The 19,590-nt window shown below is 32.9% G+C and carries 17 protein-coding genes; 4 read left to right on the top strand and 13 right to left on the bottom strand.

Annotated features, from left to right (window positions below):
- Position 1: 1 nt before the first annotated feature.
- The 11 genes from BUB65_RS04455 to BUB65_RS04405 form a co-directional block, all read right to left on the bottom strand.
- Positions 2–676 (bottom strand): oxamate carbamoyltransferase subunit AllH family protein, encoded by a 675-nt coding sequence (locus BUB65_RS04455; RefSeq protein WP_073072703.1) that lies wholly within the window; start codon positions 674–676, stop codon positions 2–4.
- Positions 669–1,970: a uracil-xanthine permease family protein gene (locus tag BUB65_RS04450; protein WP_073072701.1), complete on the bottom strand. Its 1,302-nt coding sequence runs from the start codon at positions 1,968–1,970 to the stop codon at positions 669–671. The genes BUB65_RS04455 and BUB65_RS04450 overlap by 8 nt, the downstream gene beginning before the upstream one ends.
- A 33-nt stretch (positions 1,971–2,003) precedes the next feature.
- Complete coding sequence (locus tag BUB65_RS04445; protein ID WP_073072699.1) at positions 2,004–4,355, bottom strand: xanthine dehydrogenase family protein molybdopterin-binding subunit; 2,352 nt, start codon at positions 4,353–4,355, stop codon at positions 2,004–2,006.
- Positions 4,355–4,825 (bottom strand): (2Fe-2S)-binding protein, encoded by a 471-nt coding sequence (locus BUB65_RS04440; protein ID WP_073072696.1) that lies wholly within the window; start codon positions 4,823–4,825, stop codon positions 4,355–4,357. The genes BUB65_RS04445 and BUB65_RS04440 overlap by 1 nt, the downstream gene beginning before the upstream one ends.
- On the bottom strand, positions 4,825–5,694 hold the full coding sequence (locus tag BUB65_RS04435) for an FAD binding domain-containing protein (RefSeq protein ID WP_073072694.1): 870 nt from the start codon (positions 5,692–5,694) through the stop codon (positions 4,825–4,827). Before BUB65_RS04435 ends, BUB65_RS04440 begins: the two co-directional genes overlap by 1 nt.
- A 683-nt stretch (positions 5,695–6,377) precedes the next feature.
- Positions 6,378–6,650, bottom strand: a complete 273-nt coding sequence (locus tag BUB65_RS04430; protein ID WP_073072692.1) for a CPF_0552 family protein — start codon at positions 6,648–6,650, stop codon at positions 6,378–6,380.
- Between the two features lie 25 nt (positions 6,651–6,675).
- Positions 6,676–7,635 carry an ABC transporter permease gene (locus BUB65_RS04425; protein ID WP_073072689.1) on the bottom strand — a complete coding sequence of 320 codons (960 nt, stop codon included), beginning with the start codon at positions 7,633–7,635 and terminating at the stop codon, positions 6,676–6,678.
- The gene (locus BUB65_RS04420; protein ID WP_073072687.1) at positions 7,632–8,666 is read right to left on the bottom strand and encodes an ABC transporter permease; all 1,035 of its coding nucleotides are present in this window, start codon (positions 8,664–8,666) and stop codon (positions 7,632–7,634) included. The genes BUB65_RS04425 and BUB65_RS04420 overlap by 4 nt, the downstream gene beginning before the upstream one ends.
- A gap of 2 nt (positions 8,667–8,668) precedes the next feature.
- Positions 8,669–10,177, bottom strand: coding sequence for an ABC transporter ATP-binding protein (locus BUB65_RS04415; protein WP_327192017.1), 1,509 nt, complete (start codon positions 10,175–10,177; stop codon positions 8,669–8,671).
- Between the two features lie 116 nt (positions 10,178–10,293).
- Entirely contained in the window at positions 10,294–11,391 is a 1,098-nt protein-coding gene (locus BUB65_RS04410; protein WP_073072683.1) for a BMP family lipoprotein, read from the bottom strand.
- 28 nt (positions 11,392–11,419) lie between these two features.
- Positions 11,420–13,234 (bottom strand): hypothetical protein, encoded by a 1,815-nt coding sequence (locus tag BUB65_RS04405; RefSeq protein ID WP_073072681.1) that lies wholly within the window; start codon positions 13,232–13,234, stop codon positions 11,420–11,422.
- 220 nt (positions 13,235–13,454) lie between these two features.
- Between BUB65_RS04405 and pruA the strand changes: the two genes are divergently transcribed.
- Positions 13,455–15,029 carry an L-glutamate gamma-semialdehyde dehydrogenase gene (pruA, locus tag BUB65_RS04400; RefSeq protein ID WP_073072679.1) on the top strand — a complete coding sequence of 525 codons (1,575 nt, stop codon included), beginning with the start codon at positions 13,455–13,457 and terminating at the stop codon, positions 15,027–15,029.
- Between the two features lie 53 nt (positions 15,030–15,082).
- Here pruA and BUB65_RS04395 read toward each other — a convergent pair whose 3' ends face one another.
- Both BUB65_RS04395 and dnaA read right to left on the bottom strand, forming a co-directional pair.
- Positions 15,083–15,265: a ferredoxin gene (locus BUB65_RS04395; protein ID WP_073072677.1), complete on the bottom strand. Its 183-nt coding sequence runs from the start codon at positions 15,263–15,265 to the stop codon at positions 15,083–15,085.
- Between the two features lie 48 nt (positions 15,266–15,313).
- Complete coding sequence (gene dnaA / locus BUB65_RS04390; protein ID WP_073072675.1) at positions 15,314–16,636, bottom strand: chromosomal replication initiator protein DnaA; 1,323 nt, start codon at positions 16,634–16,636, stop codon at positions 15,314–15,316.
- 287 nt (positions 16,637–16,923) lie between these two features.
- Between dnaA and BUB65_RS04385 the strand changes: the two genes are divergently transcribed.
- Genes BUB65_RS04385 through arcC form a run of 3 tightly spaced genes read left to right on the top strand, consistent with a single transcriptional unit; the run spans position 16,924 to position 19,586 of the window.
- Positions 16,924–17,745, top strand: a complete 822-nt coding sequence (locus BUB65_RS04385; RefSeq protein ID WP_073072673.1) for a M55 family metallopeptidase — start codon at positions 16,924–16,926, stop codon at positions 17,743–17,745.
- Between the two features lie 4 nt (positions 17,746–17,749).
- Positions 17,750–18,634, top strand: coding sequence for a bifunctional enoyl-CoA hydratase/phosphate acetyltransferase (locus tag BUB65_RS04380; RefSeq protein ID WP_073072671.1), 885 nt, complete (start codon positions 17,750–17,752; stop codon positions 18,632–18,634).
- A 13-nt stretch (positions 18,635–18,647) separates the two neighbouring features.
- A complete protein-coding gene (arcC, locus tag BUB65_RS04375; protein WP_073072669.1) occupies positions 18,648–19,586 on the top strand; it encodes a carbamate kinase in 939 nt (312 codons plus the stop codon).
- Positions 19,587–19,590: the final 4 nt, after the last annotated feature.

The following is a 19,590-nucleotide window of genomic DNA, read 5'->3' as shown; positions in this document are numbered from 1 at the left end:
TCTATCCCTCCAATTCAAAGAAAAATGATATCCCTAACATCCAACCTAAACCTGAAGTGTCACCCATATTTAACAAAAATTCTTTAATTCCATTCTCTAAATACATTTTTACTGGTTTGGGTGCATAACCATTTGAAGCATAATATAACTGATAAAAAGAAATGTCATTGGTCCTTTCTTTTGCTATTTTTAAAATTGATTCTTTGTCAAAATTTTGAGAATAAAAACTTTTCAAAAGTAAGATACCTGATAAAATATCGTCAAATAATGGTGTCAACCCTGGACCGAAACCAATTAACTTTATATATTCTGTTTGATTCAAATCATTCATAATTTTTGAAAAGATTCGATTATCTATTTTTTCTTCTAAAATTTTTGCAATCTTTTCAAAATTTTCATAAAAATTTACCCTTTGAAGTTTTGGGTTATAAATTTTAAAGTCATCAATTACATTTTTATAATCAAAAATTAATTTATTACCTTCAATTATAATTTCATTAAATTTCAGAAAATAGGGTTGGGCAACCATACCCAACGCTCCAACCCTATTATTGTAAATCGTTAGAGTCAAAATATCATCATCTTCAAAAGTATAATATTTTGTATGTTTTGTTCTAAAAAAACTTTTAGCTTTATTTTTGTTTTTCTTTAGAATCAGACTTGAAACCTCAATCATCTGATGCCCCCGTTAAAACAAAAATTCCATTAACAACTATCCCAACTATAGCGGCTAAACCTAACCCTTGTAATGCAAAATTACCAGCTTTAAAAATAGCACCTCCTAATCCTGTAACCAACATAAGTGACATAGTCACCAAATTTTTTCCATCTACTTTTACTTTATTACTTACTAATGTTCTTACACCAATACTTGCAATCATTCCGAATAACAATATCTCTATTCCACCCATAACAGGGACAGGAATCGATCTTACAATTGCACCAACTTTCGGTACTAACGACAAAATAATTGCAAAGAACGCTGCAACCCTCATGATCCAAGGATTAAATGCTTTTGTAAAAGCCAATACACCAGTATTTTCACTATATGTGGTATTTGCAGGGCCACCAAAAACACCTGCAATTGATGTTGCAAGCCCGTCGCCCATCAATGTTCTATGCATTCCAGGATCTTCATAGAATTTTTTACCTACTACTGCTGAAATAGCAAATACATCGCCAAAGTGTTCAACTGATGGAGCAATTGCTACTGGAACAATTGCTGCTAAAGCATACCAAGAAAATTTAGGTAAATAAAATTCTGGCAATCCTGCCCAACTTGCCGTGCTTACTTCTGTAAAACTCACATTGCCAGTTAAAGCTGCAACAATATACCCAACAACTATACCCCAAATCACTGGAACTAATCTACTGAATCCTTTACTATACAATCTAACAATAACTGCTGTTGCTAATGAAATCAATGCAATCCACCAATTTGCACTTGCCATTTGGATTGCTACTGGGCTTAAAATGAGCCCAATAAGTATAATCATTGTTCCAGAAATTACTGGTGGAAATAATCTTTCAAATCTTCGTATACCAATTAATTTAATTAAAAAACCAAAACCAAACTTCACAAGACCAGCTATTGCAATACCGCCTGCTGCATAGGCTAAATAAGGCCTTAAATCTACTCCAGCTGCAACTGCTTCATTAATTGAACCAAAAGAAAGACCAGCTTGTTTCATATAGTACGTTGTAACAGCAATGATTGGAGCAATATAAGCAAAACTAGAACCAAGGAATACGGGAACTTTCCATTTCGTAATCCAATGGAATAATAGTGTACCTATACCTGCAGTAAAAAGAGCTACATTCACAGGTATACCAGTTAAGTAAGGAACTAAAACAGTTGCCCCAAACATTGTAAAAGTGTGTTGAAGTCCTAATAATATTAATCCCCAAATACTCATACCTGCACTACGATCTTCTTGTGGAACAACATTTGTATATTCACTTTCTCTCATAAAATTCCCCCCTCCCCTCTTATGGTTTTAAAATCAAAAATTATTATTTTTTCTTTCAATTGCTTCTAAAATCTTTTCAGGCGTTAAAGGTAACTCCCTTAAATTTATTCCCAAAGCATCATAAATAGCCGATGCAATAGCAGGAGGAACTGAAATCATTGGATGTTCTCCTACACCTTTTGCGCCAAATGGTGATGATTCTTCAAAAGTTTCTACAAAATCATATTTTATGTTTTCCGGAATGTCAGCAATTGTAGGAATTTTATAATCTGTGAAGGAAACAGTTAAAGGATATCCTTTTTCATTATATTTAATAACTTCAAATAAAGCTGGACCCATTCCCTGGATCATTCCACCAATAACCTGACCACCAGCAGTTATAGGATTTATAATAGTTCCTGCATCAAATACGCCAACCAATTGTATTATAGTTATTTCTCCAGTATCAAGATCAATTTCAACTTCAGCTGCTTCTGCACCAAATGTCCATTCAGCTGCTGCATTTCCTTGGCCAGTTTCTAAATCAAGATTTGTCAACATTTCCGGTACGAAACTTCCTCTCCCTATAACCGGCCCACCAATCGCATGACCATCTGGGTAAGTATATCCCATTACTACATCTTTCAATAACAAATAGACTTCAGGTCTATATTTTACGAATACTCTATCATCTTCAACTTCCAAATTATGGGGTGCAACTCCCAAAACCTGTGATGCAATGTTTTTAATTTGATTCAATGCATCTTCCGCTGCTCTATATAGGGCATTACCAACTGTCCACAATGCTCTACTTGCCACTGTTTGCCACTCATAAGGATTAAAATCTGTATCATTTGGAGTTACAAAATGAATTTTATCCGGTGACATATGTAATGCATCTGCTGCCATTTGAATTATTGCTGTATTAAATCCTTGACCTATTTCTTGAATGCTTGCCTGTAATGTTACAGTAGCATCTTCGGTAAATTTTATTATTACTGATGAACCAGCATTAGTAGGCATAGCAGGAGCTTTAACTAATCCAGCAATTCCTTTTCCCCTTACTTTTCTTGGCCCTGAAGGAGTAGATTTTTTCCCATACTCTATCAATTCAGCTGCTTTTTTTAAACAAGCTTCCATATTACCAGTATCGTGATGAATCTTTTGTCCCATAGAGTTAGTTAATCCTGGTTTTAAAACGTTTTTTAAACGAAGTTCTAAGGGGTCCATTCCCAATTTTTGAGCAACTTCATCTAAATTTCTTTCCGTAGCCCAATGAAGTTCACTATGCCCAAACCCTCTAAAAGCTCCTCCAAGAAAATGATTAGTATATACTCCATAAGAATCAGTCTTCAAATTTGGTACATAATATCCCCCAGGTAAAGTATATCCTGCAGCTCTTACAACATTTGTTCCATATTCTGCATAAGCTCCTCCATCAAATATTAACGTAGCCTCCATAGCAACTATAGTTCCATCTTTTTTTACCCCTGTTTTAATATGAGCATACATTCCTTGTCTTACTACCGCTGATATATCTTCCTCACGAGTATATACGAGTTTAATATGTCTATTTTTTATCTTTTCTGCTAAAGCAATAACAATTCCTTCCATGTTTATTCCTGCTTTTCCACCAAATCCTCCACCCACATATGGTGCAATTACCCTAACTTTGTGTCTTGGAATTTTAAAAGCATGTGCAATTAAATTACGTAATGTAAACGGTGATTGTGCACTTGACCACACAGTTAACCTTCCACCTAAATCCCAATAGGCAATTGCAGCATGAGGTTCAAGCGGGGCATGATAAATTTGCGGTAGAGAATAATCACCTTCTACAATTAAGTCAGCTTCTTTAAAACCCTTCTCAACATCTCCTTTCCTGGTCTTGTGATGATGAAAAACATTCTTTTCAGGTTCGATATTATATATTGGTAATCTTTCATAATTTGCTAAATCTGGATGAATTAATATTTCACCTTTCATAGATTCTCTTGGATCTTGCACAACAGGCAATTCTTCATATTCAACTTCGATTAATTCAACTGCTTGTCTAGCAATCTCTAATGTGTCAGCTGCAACCGCTGCAACTGGTTCTCCAACATACCTTACTCTATCCATCGTAATAATCGGCCTGTCAACCAAATAAATACCTTGCCTATATGGAACATCCTTACCCGTTACAATTGCACGTACTCCTGGTAATGTTTTTGCTTTAGAAACATCTATCCTCTTTATTATCCCATGTGGTATTGGACTTCTTTTTACCGCTGCATACAACATGTTTGGAAAAAACATATCGGTTACAAACTTTGCACTGCCTGTTACTTTTTCCATTGCATCAACCCTTTTCATTGGTTTTCCAACATATTTAAATTTTATTGGCGACTGATATTTGTAATTCATTATTTTCCCCCCCTAATTTTCTGGGCTGCCAATTTCACAGCATCAACTATAACTGTGTATCCTGTACACCTGCACAAATTTCCAGATAACCTTTCAATGATTACTTCTTTAGATGGGTTGGGTATTTTTTCAAGCATTGCTTTTGTTGACATAATAAAACCTGGTGTACAAAAACCACATTGAAAAGCCGTTGCTTCAATGAATGCTTCTTGAATTGAATGAAGTTTACCACCTTCCGATAACCCTTCAACAGTTTCTATCACAGCTCCATCTGCCTCAGGTGCTAGTACCAAACATGAATTTACAGGTTTGCCATTAAATATAACAGTGCAGGCACCACATTCGCCATTTCCGCATCCTTCTTTGGCTCCCGTTAAAAATAATTTTTCCCTTAATACATCAAGGAGGGTTTCATTTGGTTTTACCTCAATTTCTACATTCTCGTTATTTACTACAAATTTAATTTTCATTAAAACTCCCCCTTACATAAATTCATTTCACGTAATAATTTAATTGGTAATACTTTTGCCATTTTTCTTCTGTATTCCGCTGTTCCTCTAGCATCCGTTATAGGTGTTACACTATTTTGAACTATTTGAGCAAACCTCTCTACATTTTCTTTAGTTAATTCTTTACCTTTTATAAATTCTTCGGCCTCATATACTCTTAACGGTGTTGGAGCGACTGAAGCTAATGCAACTCTAATTTCTCTTTTTCCATTTGGCTCTATAACTGTAAGAGCTACACCAATAGTCGCTAAATCTATAGCTTTTGTTCTTGAAATTTTATAATATTTTCCAATATTATCGCTTTCATAAGGTACTGTTATTGATCTTACAATCTCTCCCTTTTGTAAAACCGTTTTGCCCGGTCCCAAAAAGAACTCATTAATATCTACTGTTCTTTCACCTTTTAGTGAAACAATATTCACTTTTGCGTTATAGGTTAACAAAGCTGGTGCTGTGTCTGAGGCTGGAGAAGCATTACATATATTTCCCACTATTGTTCCCCTATTTCTCGTTTGATACCCCCCTACAACTTTCACACCTTCATACAAAGTTGGAAAATACTCTTTAATATAATCAAAATCTTCAACCAGTGAATTCAATGTTATACCTGCTCCAATGGTTAAACCTTTATCCCTTGAAAATTCTATCTTAAATAACTCATCGATTCCTTTTAAATCAACAACAATTTTTGGTTTTAATCTACCAGCTCTCATTTTAACTATCAAATCCGTCCCACCTAAAATCGGGTAAACCTCATCTTCACTATTTAATATTTCCAATGCTTCAACAATGGTCTTTGGCTTTACATACTCATAACTAAAAGCAATCATTTTATCCCCCCTTTTAAAAAAATTTCTCACTATCACCTATTAAATTCTTATTTTTTTTGAAGTATAAAATTGATGTGTATATTATACATTGTTTACTAAAAAATTAACAAATTTAAAATTTAATAAAAAATGTTAATTTTTGATTGTAATTGATAATAATTATACTTTTTCACTAATACTCAAAAAATATAAAGAAAAAATGACTTCTAAGTTTACGCTGATTCCAAGTAATGAAACAATAAAAAACACCCCCGAAATGGTAAAACAACACCAATCTGGGGGTGTTTTTCTTCGGTAAAGAAAGGATAAAATTTGAAGAAGCTTTTTTCCAACCTAAAAGAAGGAATCATTAGGCCTTTACTTTGAGGAAGAACTAAAAAAAAAAAGGACTATTGTTCCTTTTTTGGGCGTTATTCCAAAAAGTAGACTAAAAACTCAAAAATTCACATTTGAAACTTTTAATGGGAAAATATAGAAAAAGAAATTAAAAAACAAAGGCATTTATGGATATTGCTGTATAACATACTAAAAAAGATACATGTAGAAAAAATAAAAAAAGAATATAACAAGTTGATATCAGACTACATTAGATTTTACAATAAATAAAGTTTCAAAAAAGTAAAAAACATGGCTTCGGTAGAATACCGAAGCCATGTCGTTTGAGATATTAATAATTTGTTTTTTTATTCAAATTTCAATCTCATAAAGTCTGCCTTTACACCTTTTAATTCATTTAACTTTTTACATAATTCTTCATGCTTTGCTTCATCATCAACAAGTTCTAAAATAATCAAACCTGAATGTGAACAGAATTGTGGAACTCCTTCATGTAAACCCAACCTTGTTTTAATATAACATCCAAATTCAGTTAATATTTTTTGCACCTCAGGAGCTACTTGTTCCCTATTATCAATTAGTATAGCCATTACAGTACGTACAGTTATATCTTCACTCATAGAACCCCCCCTATCTGTTTTTTATTTATGCTCCCTTCTCATACGGTATTCCATCGGCTTTTGGTGGACGAGATTTTCCAACAAAACCTGCTACAACAATTATTGTTAGAATAAAAGGAATCATATCAAACAATGGTTTTACAGTAGCTGAAACATGTATTAACGAACTACTTTGCATCTGATTAGCAAACGCACTCGAAGCACCAAACAATAAACTAGCTAACATTGCACCCACTGGATTATACTTTCCTAAAATCATAGCAGCTAATGCTATGAAACCTCTTCCTCCAGTCATCAATTCTCTAAAATGACCAACCTCACCTATACTTAAATATGCACCTGCAAGTCCAGCCCATACACCACTCATAAGAACTCCAAAATATCTAATTCCATAAACATTTACCCCTAGGGTATCAGCTGCTTCTGGATTTTCACCAACTGACCTCATCCTTAATCCTAATTTTGTCTTATAAATTAACCACCACGAAAATATAACCGCGGCAAAAGCCATATACACAAATGGACTTATTTCACCTATTACCTTTCCAACGAAAGGAATTTCAGAAACTCCTGGTATCTTAATTTCTTCAACTTTTCCTACAAAATCTGTTTGTCCCGGTTTACCAAATATAGGTTCCATCAAAAATCCTGTAACACCTTGAGCTATCAAAATTAAAGCTGTACCCAAAACAACTTGGTCACCAGCCCATTTTATACTACCCCAAGCATGCAACCAAGCCAAAGCTACTCCAGAGATAATTGCCATTAAAACTCCTATCCATACATTTCCAGTTAACCATGTGAAAACCACAGATGTAAATGCGCCAATAAGCATTATACCTTCTAAAGCAATATTAACAACACCTGTAATTTCACTATATACCCCTCCTAAAGAGGCAAAAATTAATGGTGTTGCTGCAGTTAACGTAATTTTATAAAAAAGAGGATTAATAAAGATCAAGAAAATTGCTTCTAAAACTCTCATTTCTCCACCCTCTTTCTGATCATAATAGTACGAACAATTCTATCGGCAGCTACAAGGAAAATAACAATACCTTGTATAATCATAACCATATGTTTTGGAACACCAATAAACTGCATTTCATTACTTCCTGTACGTAAAGCCCCAATTAAAAATGCAGCAAAAATAATTCCAATTGGATTGTTTTGTCCAATTAACGCAATACTTATTCCATCAAATCCTTTACCACCAGAAAGTTCACCTAAAAATCTATGATGAACCCCCATTAATTCTGTCGCGCCTGCAAGTCCAGCTAAAGCCCCACTTATAGCCATAGCAAGAATTACATTCTTACTAACAGAAATCCCACCGTATTCGGCAGCATAAGGATTAAAACCTACCGCTTTGATCTCATATCCTGTTACTGATTTATTTAAAAGAATATACATAAAAATCGCTGCAATTATTGCAATTATTATTCCTGCGCTCATCTCAATTGCACCAACTTTCATTAAAACGGGAAGCTGTGCTGAATCAGAAATCTCTGGACTTTTCGGAGTACCGGAACCTACAGCTAATGGACCTGTTACCATGTATGAAGCAAAATATGTCGCAATCCAATTAAGCATTATGGTAGTAACAACTTCATGTGCTCCCGTCTTTGCCTTCAAATATCCAGCTATAGCTGCATATCCTGCACCTACAACCATCGCTATTAAAATAGTAAAAGGAATCGCTAAAAGTGGTGGTAACGAACCAAAATTACTTGCAAACGTAGCTGCGAAAAGTGCTCCCATAACCATTTGACCTTCAGCACCAATGTTAAATACACCTGCTCTAAATCCAAAACCAACGGCTAGTCCCGTAAGAATCAAGGGGGTAGTTTTAATTACTGTATCAGCTATTGCTTGTTTTGATCCAAATGATCCTCTTATCAGTGCACTATATGCTTCTATTGGACTTTTTCCAATTAATAAAATTACAATTGTAGAAATAGCAAGAGCAATTAAAACAGAAATTACTGGAACTAAGATTGCCAACACCTTTTTATTCATTCTTATCCCCTCCGTGCTTCTTCTAGTCTATGTCCTGTCATCATTAACCCTACTTCTTCGACAGTAGTTTCATCGGGTTTTACTTCACCCATTATTTCTCCTTCATACATTACAAGAATTCTATCACTTAAAGAAAATATTTCCTCCAATTCCATTGAAATCAGCAAAATACCAACATCCATTTCTCTCATTTTTAATATTTGCTTGTGTATGAATTCAATCGCACCTACATCCAAACCTCGTGTGGGTTGTGCAATAACCAAAAACTTCGGATTGGTTCTTATTTCCCTACCAACAACTAATTTTTGTTGATTTCCACCTGAAAAATTTCCACCTAGATGTTCTATCCTTCTGGGTCTTACATCAAATTCTTCCATGATTTCTTTAGAGTATTTAAAAATATAATCGTGATTCAAAAATGGTCCATTAGCAAACGGAGATTTATAATGTTGTCCTAGAATAACATTATAAAATGCTTCAAATTCCTTTATTAACCCGTGTTTAAACCTATCTTCTGGAATATGAGCCATTCCTAATTCTCTAAGTTGTTTTGGAGTATTACCTGTAACATCTTGTCCATCAAAATATATTTTTCCACTTTCTATTCTTCTTAATCCCGTAATAGCTTCGACCAATTCTGTTTGACCATTGCCAGCAACTCCGGCAATGCCCACAATTTCACCTTTTCTTACGTTAAAAGAAACATCTTTAACAGCAACTAATCCTCTATTATCTTTAACAACTAAATTCTCAATTTCAAGTACAACTTCTTTAGGTTCATGATACTCTTTTGAAACTCTTAAAACCACTTCTCTTCCAACCATATATCTTGCAATTTCTTTCGGATTAGTTTTTGAAGTTTCAAGTTCACCTGTAACTTTTCCTAAACGCATAACAGTAATTCTATCACTAATTTCCATAACTTCATGAAGTTTATGAGAAATAAACAATATTGTTTTTCCATTATCTTTTAATTTTCTCATTATTTCAAATAACTCTTCTACTTCCTGAGGTGTCAAAACTGCTGTAGGTTCATCAAGAATAATTATATTTGCACCTCTATATAATGTCTTAATTATTTCAACTCTTTGTTGCATCCCTACTGGTATGTCTTCTATTTTCGCATCTACATCAACTATCAGCCCATACTTTTCGGAAAGTTCTTTTACTTCTTTTCTCGCTCTGTTCAAATCAAAATTTAATCCCTTCAATGGTTCAGAACCTAGCACCACATTTTCAGCAACCGTAAGAGTATCAACAAGCATAAAATGTTGGTGAACCATTCCAATACCTACTTTAATAGCATCTCTAGGATTTTTAATATCAACTTTTTTACCATCAATAAAAATTTCACCTTCGTCAGGATGGTACAAACCATACAATTGATTCATCAAAGTTGACTTGCCAGCTCCGTTTTCCCCAACAATAGCATGAATCTCACCTTTTTTTACTTTCAAAGTCACATGATCATTTGCTAAAACACCTGGAAATCTTTTAACAATGTTTACCATTTCTACAGCATACACAATAGAACTCCTCCTTTCAGGCTTTTGTCACTTTACTAAAGTTTAAACCTTAGTAAAATGACAAAAGATGGGGGCTAAAAAGCCCCCTCAAAAATATTCAATTAAAATGGAAATTCAATTTTTGGTGTTCTAAATGACTTCAATGCTTCCTCAGTGTCAGGAATAACCAATGTTCCTTTCTTAATCATTGTTACTAAGTATTCCAATTCTGCTAATGTTCTGTTTGAAACTAAACCTTTTGTGTACTTCATTGGGCTTATTCTAACACCATTTTCTGCCAAGCCAAGGACATGAACTCCTGGCACCCATTCTCCGTTGTATGCCCACATAACTCCCATATAAGAAGCTGTATCTACACCTTTCATTGCGCTGGCAAGAACAACTCCAGGGGCCATATAATCTTGATCTACATCAACGCCCATCGCAAAGAATCCGCCTTTATCAAAAGCATATTCCAAAATCTTTGATAAGTCTTCACTACCAACTAATGAAACCATTTTTTCTTTTGCAGCTTCAATAACACCATTACCTACTGCACCACTAGCGTGGAATATAATGTCTACTCCTCCTGCAAATTGTGCAAGAGCAAGGTCTTTACCTTTCTTTGGATCACTAAAACTATTAGCGTATCCTTTAAGAATTGTTACATTAGTACCATGTAAGTCATTGTATACTTTAACACCTGTTTCAAATCCATATCTGAATCTTTCTACTGGAGGAATTGGGATTCCACCAATAAATCCTACTTTACCTACCCTTGTTGTAGCTGCTGCAATGTAACCAACTAAAAATGCAGATTCTTGTTCCTTAAATAAGAATGTTATAACATTTGGTGGTACAGCATCAGTTGGAGGTGCAATGTCAATTCCAGCAAAATAAACATCTGGGAATTGCTGAGCAACTTGGAATAATGCATCGGTCATCATAAAACCAACTGCGTAAACAATACCTCCATCAGGTTCTTTTTGAATTTCTTCAGCAGCTTTTGAAAGGTTTGAAATATAATCTGCTTGTTCATATGATTGAATAACTTTTGCTTTAATACCAAGTTCGTCTGCTGCCCTCTTAATTCCAGCCCATGTACCATCATTAAAAGACTTATCACCTAAACCTCCCGTATCTGTAACCATGATAGCTTTAAATGAAAATGCTGAAACTACAAATAACATAGCCAATAAAACAACAAGTACTTTTTTCATAAGACTTCCCTCCTTTTTAAAAGTATAATCATCCCTTGTGGGGAATTATTCTTTTTAAAAACATCACTATTCCTGGTACAACAATTATAGGTATAGTCATTGAATAATTTACTAGTAAAGTTGGCACCCCATATTGAACTATAAATTCAATTGGATTTATTAGCATAAAAATAGTTGAAATAATCGCAGCAATATACCAAACATAATCATACTTGTATTTTATTGATGTTAGAAACATTCCAATTGATAAAAACATAAAAGCTAAAAGTCCATATTTAGTTCTATAAAACTTTATTGGTGCACTTTTCATATCTTCCACTTTTTCCAAAGTATCATTTATCTTAGTAACTGTTGGCTCTACTTCTTCAAAATTCAATTTTTTAGTTATTTCTTGCAAAAAGTTATCTTCGAATTTCTTCGATGAAATTTCTGCAATTTTTTTTGTAAATTTTAAAACATCTTTCTCAAAAGAAGCGTACTTTCGTTTTCTAATATTTTCTTCTATCTGGTAATTTTCAAATTCTTTTGCTATCGTTTTAAAGTCTTCAATTCTTTGTTCGAAATTATTAACACTTAAATATTTAGGATCTTGAATTTTTTCCTGAAAATTCTTAGTATTAATAGCCAACCTTCGAACTATATCTTCAGTTTCAATTATACTTGAATTTGATTGAGTAAGTAAACCTTTAATAATATTTGAAAATCTCGAATAATTATCTTTCAATACGTCACCAACTAATTCTTCAAAAAAGATTGAATTCTCAAAATCAACATTATTTTTCATTAATAAATCTTTCGAATAAAATGTTGGAACAAAAAAGGAAAGAATAACTAGTAAACTCATTACTAAAGCCAAAATTTCTTTCTGTCTCATAAAAATTAAAATAGCTGATATAAATCCAAAAACTGAAATTAATCCATATATCGTAGATGAGGAATTTGACAGAACATCAAATCCAAAAAACAAGTAAACTATTTCTATAATCGAAATTATAAAAATAGTAAGACTCCACTTTTTTAAAACAAAAAATGTTACAAGAATTAACAACGCATATACAATCCATCTAATCCACCAATAACTTACATGTGAAGGTGCAATTGTAGAAAATATTTCAGAATAATTATTTTTCAATCCAGCAATTACTTTAATTATACTTCTTTGTAAAAGTCCGCCATATCTACCTATTTGTTTTTCAATTGTCTCAGGATTTTCTGAAAGAATTTGAAGGTATTTATTAAAAGTTTTAACAAATTCAGGATCACTAGCTAAATATTGCAATTCATAATCATACCCTTTCTCTTTATACCTAGGAAAATAGTTAAAATCAAAATTATAAACAGGAGCATCAATTTCAATAGGAAGATCAATTTTAGCCCCCAAATGTTTTGCAAGAAGATCAGTAAAATAATTCCTAGCCGCAAAAACCACTTTATTCTGATAAGTATTAAAAAAATGATTGAAATTTGGAGAAGCTTTTATAAAACTTGATTCAAAACTTTTTCTTTCAAGTTTCGCCTCAAGATAAGACATAAATGTAGCTCTGGCTAATCTTTCCTCATCTGTAGTTCCTTGATATTGTTTATAAATTACGTTTAAATAATCTCCAACCTTTTTTGTTACATCCGTTTTTTCTACACTTCCAACAAGCCAAATTTTATAAAAACGGTACAGAGGTAATTCTTTTGAAATAAGTAACTTAACATCATTTAAAAATTGGTCATTGGTCTGTTTATCATAATTGTTTATATAGTAGAGAAAAAGTTCTTGAGCTTTTTCAATGTTAACTGAAAATACGAAAATTACCGAAAAAAATAGAAGAACGATTAAAAGAAATCGTTTCATTAACTCAGCACCTCCGTCGATTAGTTTGAATATGTATTTTTATTATACCATCATTTATTATATCATAACAGCAAATTTTTAACATCTTCAAATATCGTTAAAAAACCCCAATTTTAGCAATATCTTTTGTTATTTCATTATTTTTCTTTATTTTTGACTTTTCATGATTTTTTGTATAATGTGAATGTTATCTTTATTCTAAAAAAAAGGGGGGCTTTTAATGGAAGCAACGGATCTATTAATTCTAAAACCGTTTAAAAACCTACCAATTTCTGATTTTTCAGATTCTGAAACTGAGATAAAAATGAAAGAAGCGTTAAAAAAAGTTGAAAAAACTTTTGGAAAAGAATATGACATCGTTATTGCTGGAAAAAGATACAAAACCGAAAGAAAAATAAAATCGATTAATCCAAGCAAAATTGAAGAAATAGTAGGTTTTACAAACTCAGCTACAGAAGAACTTGCAGAACTAGCTATTCAAGAAGCATTAAAAGCTTTTAAAACTTGGAGCAAAACTCCTGCATGGAAAAGAGCTGAATATTTGTTAAAAACTGCAGAAATTCTTCGCAATAAACGTTATGAATTCGTTGCCACAATGGTATACGAAGTTGGGAAAAATTGGATAGAAGCAGACGCAGATTTTGCTGAGGCAGTTGATTTCCTAGAATTTTATGCAAGAGAAATGCTAAGGTATGCTTCAGAACAACCACTGGTAAGAATCCCTACTGAAAAAAATGAGTTAAAATACATCCCTTTAGGTGTTGGTGCTATAATTCCTCCTTGGAATTTTCCACTCGCTATATTGGTGGGAATGACAAGTGCAGCTATTGTTACCGGCAATACGGTGGTTCTAAAACCAGCTAGTGATAGTACTGTCATCGCCGCTAAATTTTATGAAGCTTTGGAAGAAGCTGGACTTCCAGAAGGTGTAGTTAATTTCTTGCCAGGAAGTGGTGCTCTAGCTGGGGAGTATCTTGTAAAACATCCAAAAATTAGATTTATAAGTTTTACCGGTTCCAAAGAAGTAGGATCAAGAATTCACGAATTAGCTGCTAAACCTCAACCAGGTCAGATTTGGATCAAAAGAACCATATTAGAAATGGGAGGGAAAGATGCAATTGTTGTAGATGAAACTGCGGATTTAGATTCTGCAGCTGAAGGAATAGTAACAAGTGCATTTGGTTTTCAAGGGCAAAAATGTAGTGCTGGCAGTAGAGCAATAATAGTTGAGGAAGTATATGACGAATTAGTTGAAAAAATATTAGAAAGAACATCAAAAATAAAAATGGGAGATGTCAGATTTAAAGAAAATTGGCTTGGTCCAGTAATTAACAGAGGTGCATTTGAAAAAATAAAAGGCTACATTGAAATTGGAAAAAAAGAGGGAAAACTTATCCACGGAGGTAACACGAAAGAAAACCTAGGAGGTTACTTCATTGAACCTACAATTTTTAAAGATGTAGCTTGGAATGCTAGAATAGCTCAGGAAGAAATTTTTGGACCAGTTCTTGCAATAATAAAAGCTAAAGATTTCGATGATGCATTGCGGATTGCTAATTCTACTGAATATGGTTTAACAGGCTCTTTATATTCAAGTTCCAGAAAAAGAATTGAAAAAGCTAAAGAAGAATTTCACGTTGGAAATCTTTATTTTAATAGGAAATGCACTGGAGCACTTGTAGGTGTCCATCCATTTGGCGGTTTCAACATGTCAGGTACTGATAGTAAAGCTGGAGGAAGAGATTATCTTGGACTATTTTTACAAGCAAAAGTAAATTCAGAGAAAATCCTATAAAAATATAAATAAAAAGGTCGGCTTTTGCCGACCTTTAAAAATTAAAAATTAAATTATTCTTCAATAATAATCGCACTTGTTGGACAACTGTCTGCAGCATCTTTCGCACAATCAAGATCAGTTTCTGGTTGGAGTACTTTTGCTTTCATATCATCTCCAAGCTTAAAAACATCTGGACATAAATTTTCACATACTCCACAACCGATACAGGATGGTTCATCAATTCTAACTTTCACTTTTGACACCTCCTATTATAGTATGATTATCAATACAATTTCATTATATCACACACTCTTACCTTCTGCAAATCTTTTGATTCTTTTATCTAATTCTCTTAAGTAATTTTTTATAATTAAATTTCCATCTTTTAAGGAATTTTCAATCTGTTTTAAATTTTGGACTACTGATGAATGACTTTTATTAAAAATTTTCCCTATTTCACGGGTAGACAGATTCAAGTATTTATTTGCAAAATACATGCCTATCTTTCTTGCAAACGATATATTTTTTGTTCTTTTTGAAGAAAGAATTTCTTCAGAAGAACAGTCAAACATCTTTGCTAATTCTGTAATTAATTGTTCTTCAAATGATTTGGTCTCTTTTTTGTAATTTGAAATGAGTGTTTGTGCAATTGATAAACTCATTTCTCCAAACAAATTTTTATAAGCTATTAGCTTTAAAATTGCACCGTGTAAAACGCGAGGAGTATCATAAATCTGTACCAAATATTCAAGTATTTCCTCACTTATTTCAGTTTCTTTCAATTCTAATATTTTTTTCCCAATTCTAATTAAATCATACTTAGAAGGTTTACTAATTTTTACTATAAGTCCCATTTGAAATCTTGAAATCATCCTCGAATGAAAATCCTTTAATTCTTGTGGTGTTCTATCGGAACAAATTATAATTTGCTTACCAGCTTCATGAATAGCATTAAAAGTATGGAATAATTCAATTTGTGCAGCTTTCTTACCAATCAAAAACTGAATATCGTCAATTATTAAGATATCTGCCTTTTTTCGATATTTTTCTCTAAATTCTTCTGTAGTTCCCTTTTTTATTGAAATAATCATTTCATTCATAAATTCTTCACTAGTTAAATATGCTACTTTCATATCGGGATCAGTTTCTAAAATATAGTTTCCCAATGCTTGAGCTAAATGGGTTTTTCCAAGCCCTACTCCACTATACAAAAATATTGGATTATAATATCCTGGATTCTTACTAGCTTCTAAAAACACGTTATAAGCGAATCTATTAAATTCCCCGACAATTAAATTTTGAAAAGTATATTTGGGATTTAAAGGAGTAATTAAAAGTGGCTTTTTCTTAATCAGCGGTCCATCAGTTTTTGTTGAACCTAAATTATCATTCTTAATCTCTTTATACGTTATTTCAAATGAAGAATCCTTACCTAAAAAATCACGAACAACTTTGGAAATAATTTTCCCAAATTTCTGTTCAAGTCTATCTTTAATAAATATGTTCCCAACTTCAAAAACAACATGTTTGTTTTCAATTTTCTTAACTGAAAAATCCAGAAACCAACTTTCCCAGTTCTGCCTGCTTATTCGTTCTTTAAGGGCGTTTAATATCTTTTTTTCCATTGGGTACACCTCGTGATAGGTTTTAAAATTTGGAGGGAGCAGAAAATATTATCTCATAACCCAATGTAAAAAATCAAGAAACTTTTGTATCAAACTTCTAAATAAGTTCCCAATAATTTGAAACAAAATCCCATAATTGCTTAATCCTTTCTTTAAAAGTAATGAAAATTAAGTAAATCAAGCTATTTCAAAAATTCTAACTTTTTCTTTGGTATGCTCGTTTTAGAAAAATTGCGCCTTTAGGTTAAAATAAATTTGTAACATTTAGTTATTGTAGGAGGGAAAATATGAAAATATATGTTTCTGTTGATTTTGAAGGTCTTGGTGGGATTGTTCAGTGGTCAGATGTATCTAAAGGCAACAATTACAAACAAAACTATTTAATGGAACAACTTCGAGCGTTTTTAAAAGGCGTGGGGGACAACTATGTTTTAATTGTTGATTCACATGCCTCTGGTGATAATGTCCTATGGGACATCACAAATGAATTTCATAACGTCGAAATCATAAGTGGAGGATTAAGGAAAAATTATATGATGTCTGGAATTGACGAAACATTTGACAGAGTTGTATTCTTTGGATATCATGCTTCAATAGGAAGCAAATATTCAACAATGGATCATACATATTCATCTTCTTCTATCCACAATATATGGATAAACGGTCAATTGGTTAACGAAGCCATCATTAACGCTGCATTTGCAGGATTGTACAACGTTCCAATTAGTATGGTAATTGGCGATGATAAATTAAAAGATGAATTAACATTTTTTAAAAATCTCTATTATGTTGAAACAAAAGTTTCATTAGGACGATTCTCAGCAAAATTTAAGCCTATGAAACTATTACTCAAAGAAATAGAAGCAAAAACTCGTGAAATGATATCAAAACCTCGTAATTTTTTTGAAAGTTTTAAATTTAAATCTCCAATAGAACTAATTATAGAACTATCAGATACTAGTAGAGCAGATTTGGTTGAAATGTTACCTTTAACTGAGAGATTGGATGGAAGAAAAATTAAGGTTGTACACTCTGATTATCAAGTGATTTTTGATACAATATTATCAGTAGCTTTTATTTGTCAAGTTGCTAAAACAATTGGGAGGTGAGTCAATGTTAAAATCTCTCACTGAATTAGCCGCTATTGCTAAAGGAAAAAATGCTACAATTGTTCTTGCTGGAGCAGAAGATTTTGAGTCACTAAAGGCTATTAAAGATGCTATTGATTTGGGAATTAAAGCTATTTTGGTAGGAAATAAAGAGATAATTAAACAACATTTAAATAACTTAGGAATTGATTTTCCAATTGAACATGCGGAAAATGAAGTTGACGCATCAGAAAAAGCTGTAAAGATTGTTTCAACTGGTAAGGGAAATATTCTAATGAAGGGATTGGTGAAAACATCAACCCTTTTAAAAGCTGTACTTAACAAAGAATGGGGTCTAAGAACTGGTAATCTTTTATCCCATGTTGCATTAATAGAAACATCCGCTCTGGAAAAAATTATTTTCGTAACTGATGGTGGAATGATAATCAAACCTGACTTAAATCAAAAAATTGGTATAATTAAAAATGCCGTTAATTTAGCACACAATCTCGGATATGAAGAACCCAAAGTTGCATTAATAACCGCCATCGAAGTCGTTAACCCTGATATGCCTGAAACTATGGATGCTGCAATAATATCAAAAATGGCTGAAAGAGGTCAAATAAAAGGATGTAAAATAGATGGGCCACTAGGAATTGACAATGCCTTAAGTTTAGTTGCAGCTAAAATCAAAAAAGTTGAAAGTGAAGTAGCTGGCAAAGCAGATATTCTTGTAGTACCAGATATACACAGTGGTAATTTTCTTGGAAAATCGGCTGTGTATTTAACAAATGGAAAAATTGCAGGAATAGTTTTAGGTGCTAAAGTACCAATTATTATCGTTTCTAGAGCTGATTCTAGTGAATCTAAGCGTAATTCAATTGCTTTAGCTGCAGCAATATGCAAATAAAAGGAGGGGAAATATGAAAAAACTAGCAGTTGTTGCTATTGGTGGTAATGCTGTAAACAGGCCTGGTGAGAAGGCAACAGCAGAAAATATGTTTAAAAATCTTAGTGAAACTGCAAAATTTATCTCAAAAATGCTTGATGAGTATGACATTGCAATCACTCATGGTAATGGACCTCAAGTTGGCAATTTGCTTGTTCAACAAGAAATAGCTAAAGAAAAAATTCCTCCATTTCCAATTGATGTCAACGATGCTCAAACTCAAGGAAGTTTGGGATATATGATCGCTCAAACTTTACACAACGAGTTGAAAGAAAAAGGCAAAAACATGCAAATTGCATCCATTATTACACAAATTGTGGTAGACAAAAATGATCCCGCATTTCAAAATCCAACCAAACCAGTTGGTCCATTCTATACGGAAGAAGAAGCAAAGAAATTAGCAAATGAAAAAGGGTGGATTATTAAGGAAGATGCCGGCAGAGGTTGGAGAAGAGTTGTACCTTCACCAAAACCATTGGAAATAATTGAAAAAGATGTGATAAAATTACTAATGAAAAATGATGTGATAGTTATAGCAGCAGGTGGTGGAGGAATACCAGTTATTCTAGAAGATGGTAAAATAAAAGGTGTTGAAGCTGTTATAGACAAAGATAGAGCAAGTGCTCTTCTAGCTAAAGAAATTAACGCTGATATACTCGTTATTCTCACTGGAGTTGAAAAAGTATACCTTAACTACGGTAAAGAAAATCAAAAACCATTAGATATATTAACAACCACCGAAGCAAAAAAATTTCTTGCTGAAGGGCATTTCCCAAAAGGAAGCATGGGGCCTAAAATTGAATCAGCTATTAATTTTGTTGAACAGACAGGTAAAGAATGTATAATTACAGATATGAAAGTACTTGATAAAGCTCTGAGGGGGGAAACTGGGACAAAAATTATCAAGGGGTGAAATT

This window comes from Thermosipho atlanticus DSM 15807 (assembly GCF_900129985.1).
Lineage (GTDB): Bacteria > Thermotogota > Thermotogae > Thermotogales > Fervidobacteriaceae > Thermosipho_A > Thermosipho_A atlanticus.
This window is presented reverse-complemented; position numbering and strand designations above follow the sequence as displayed.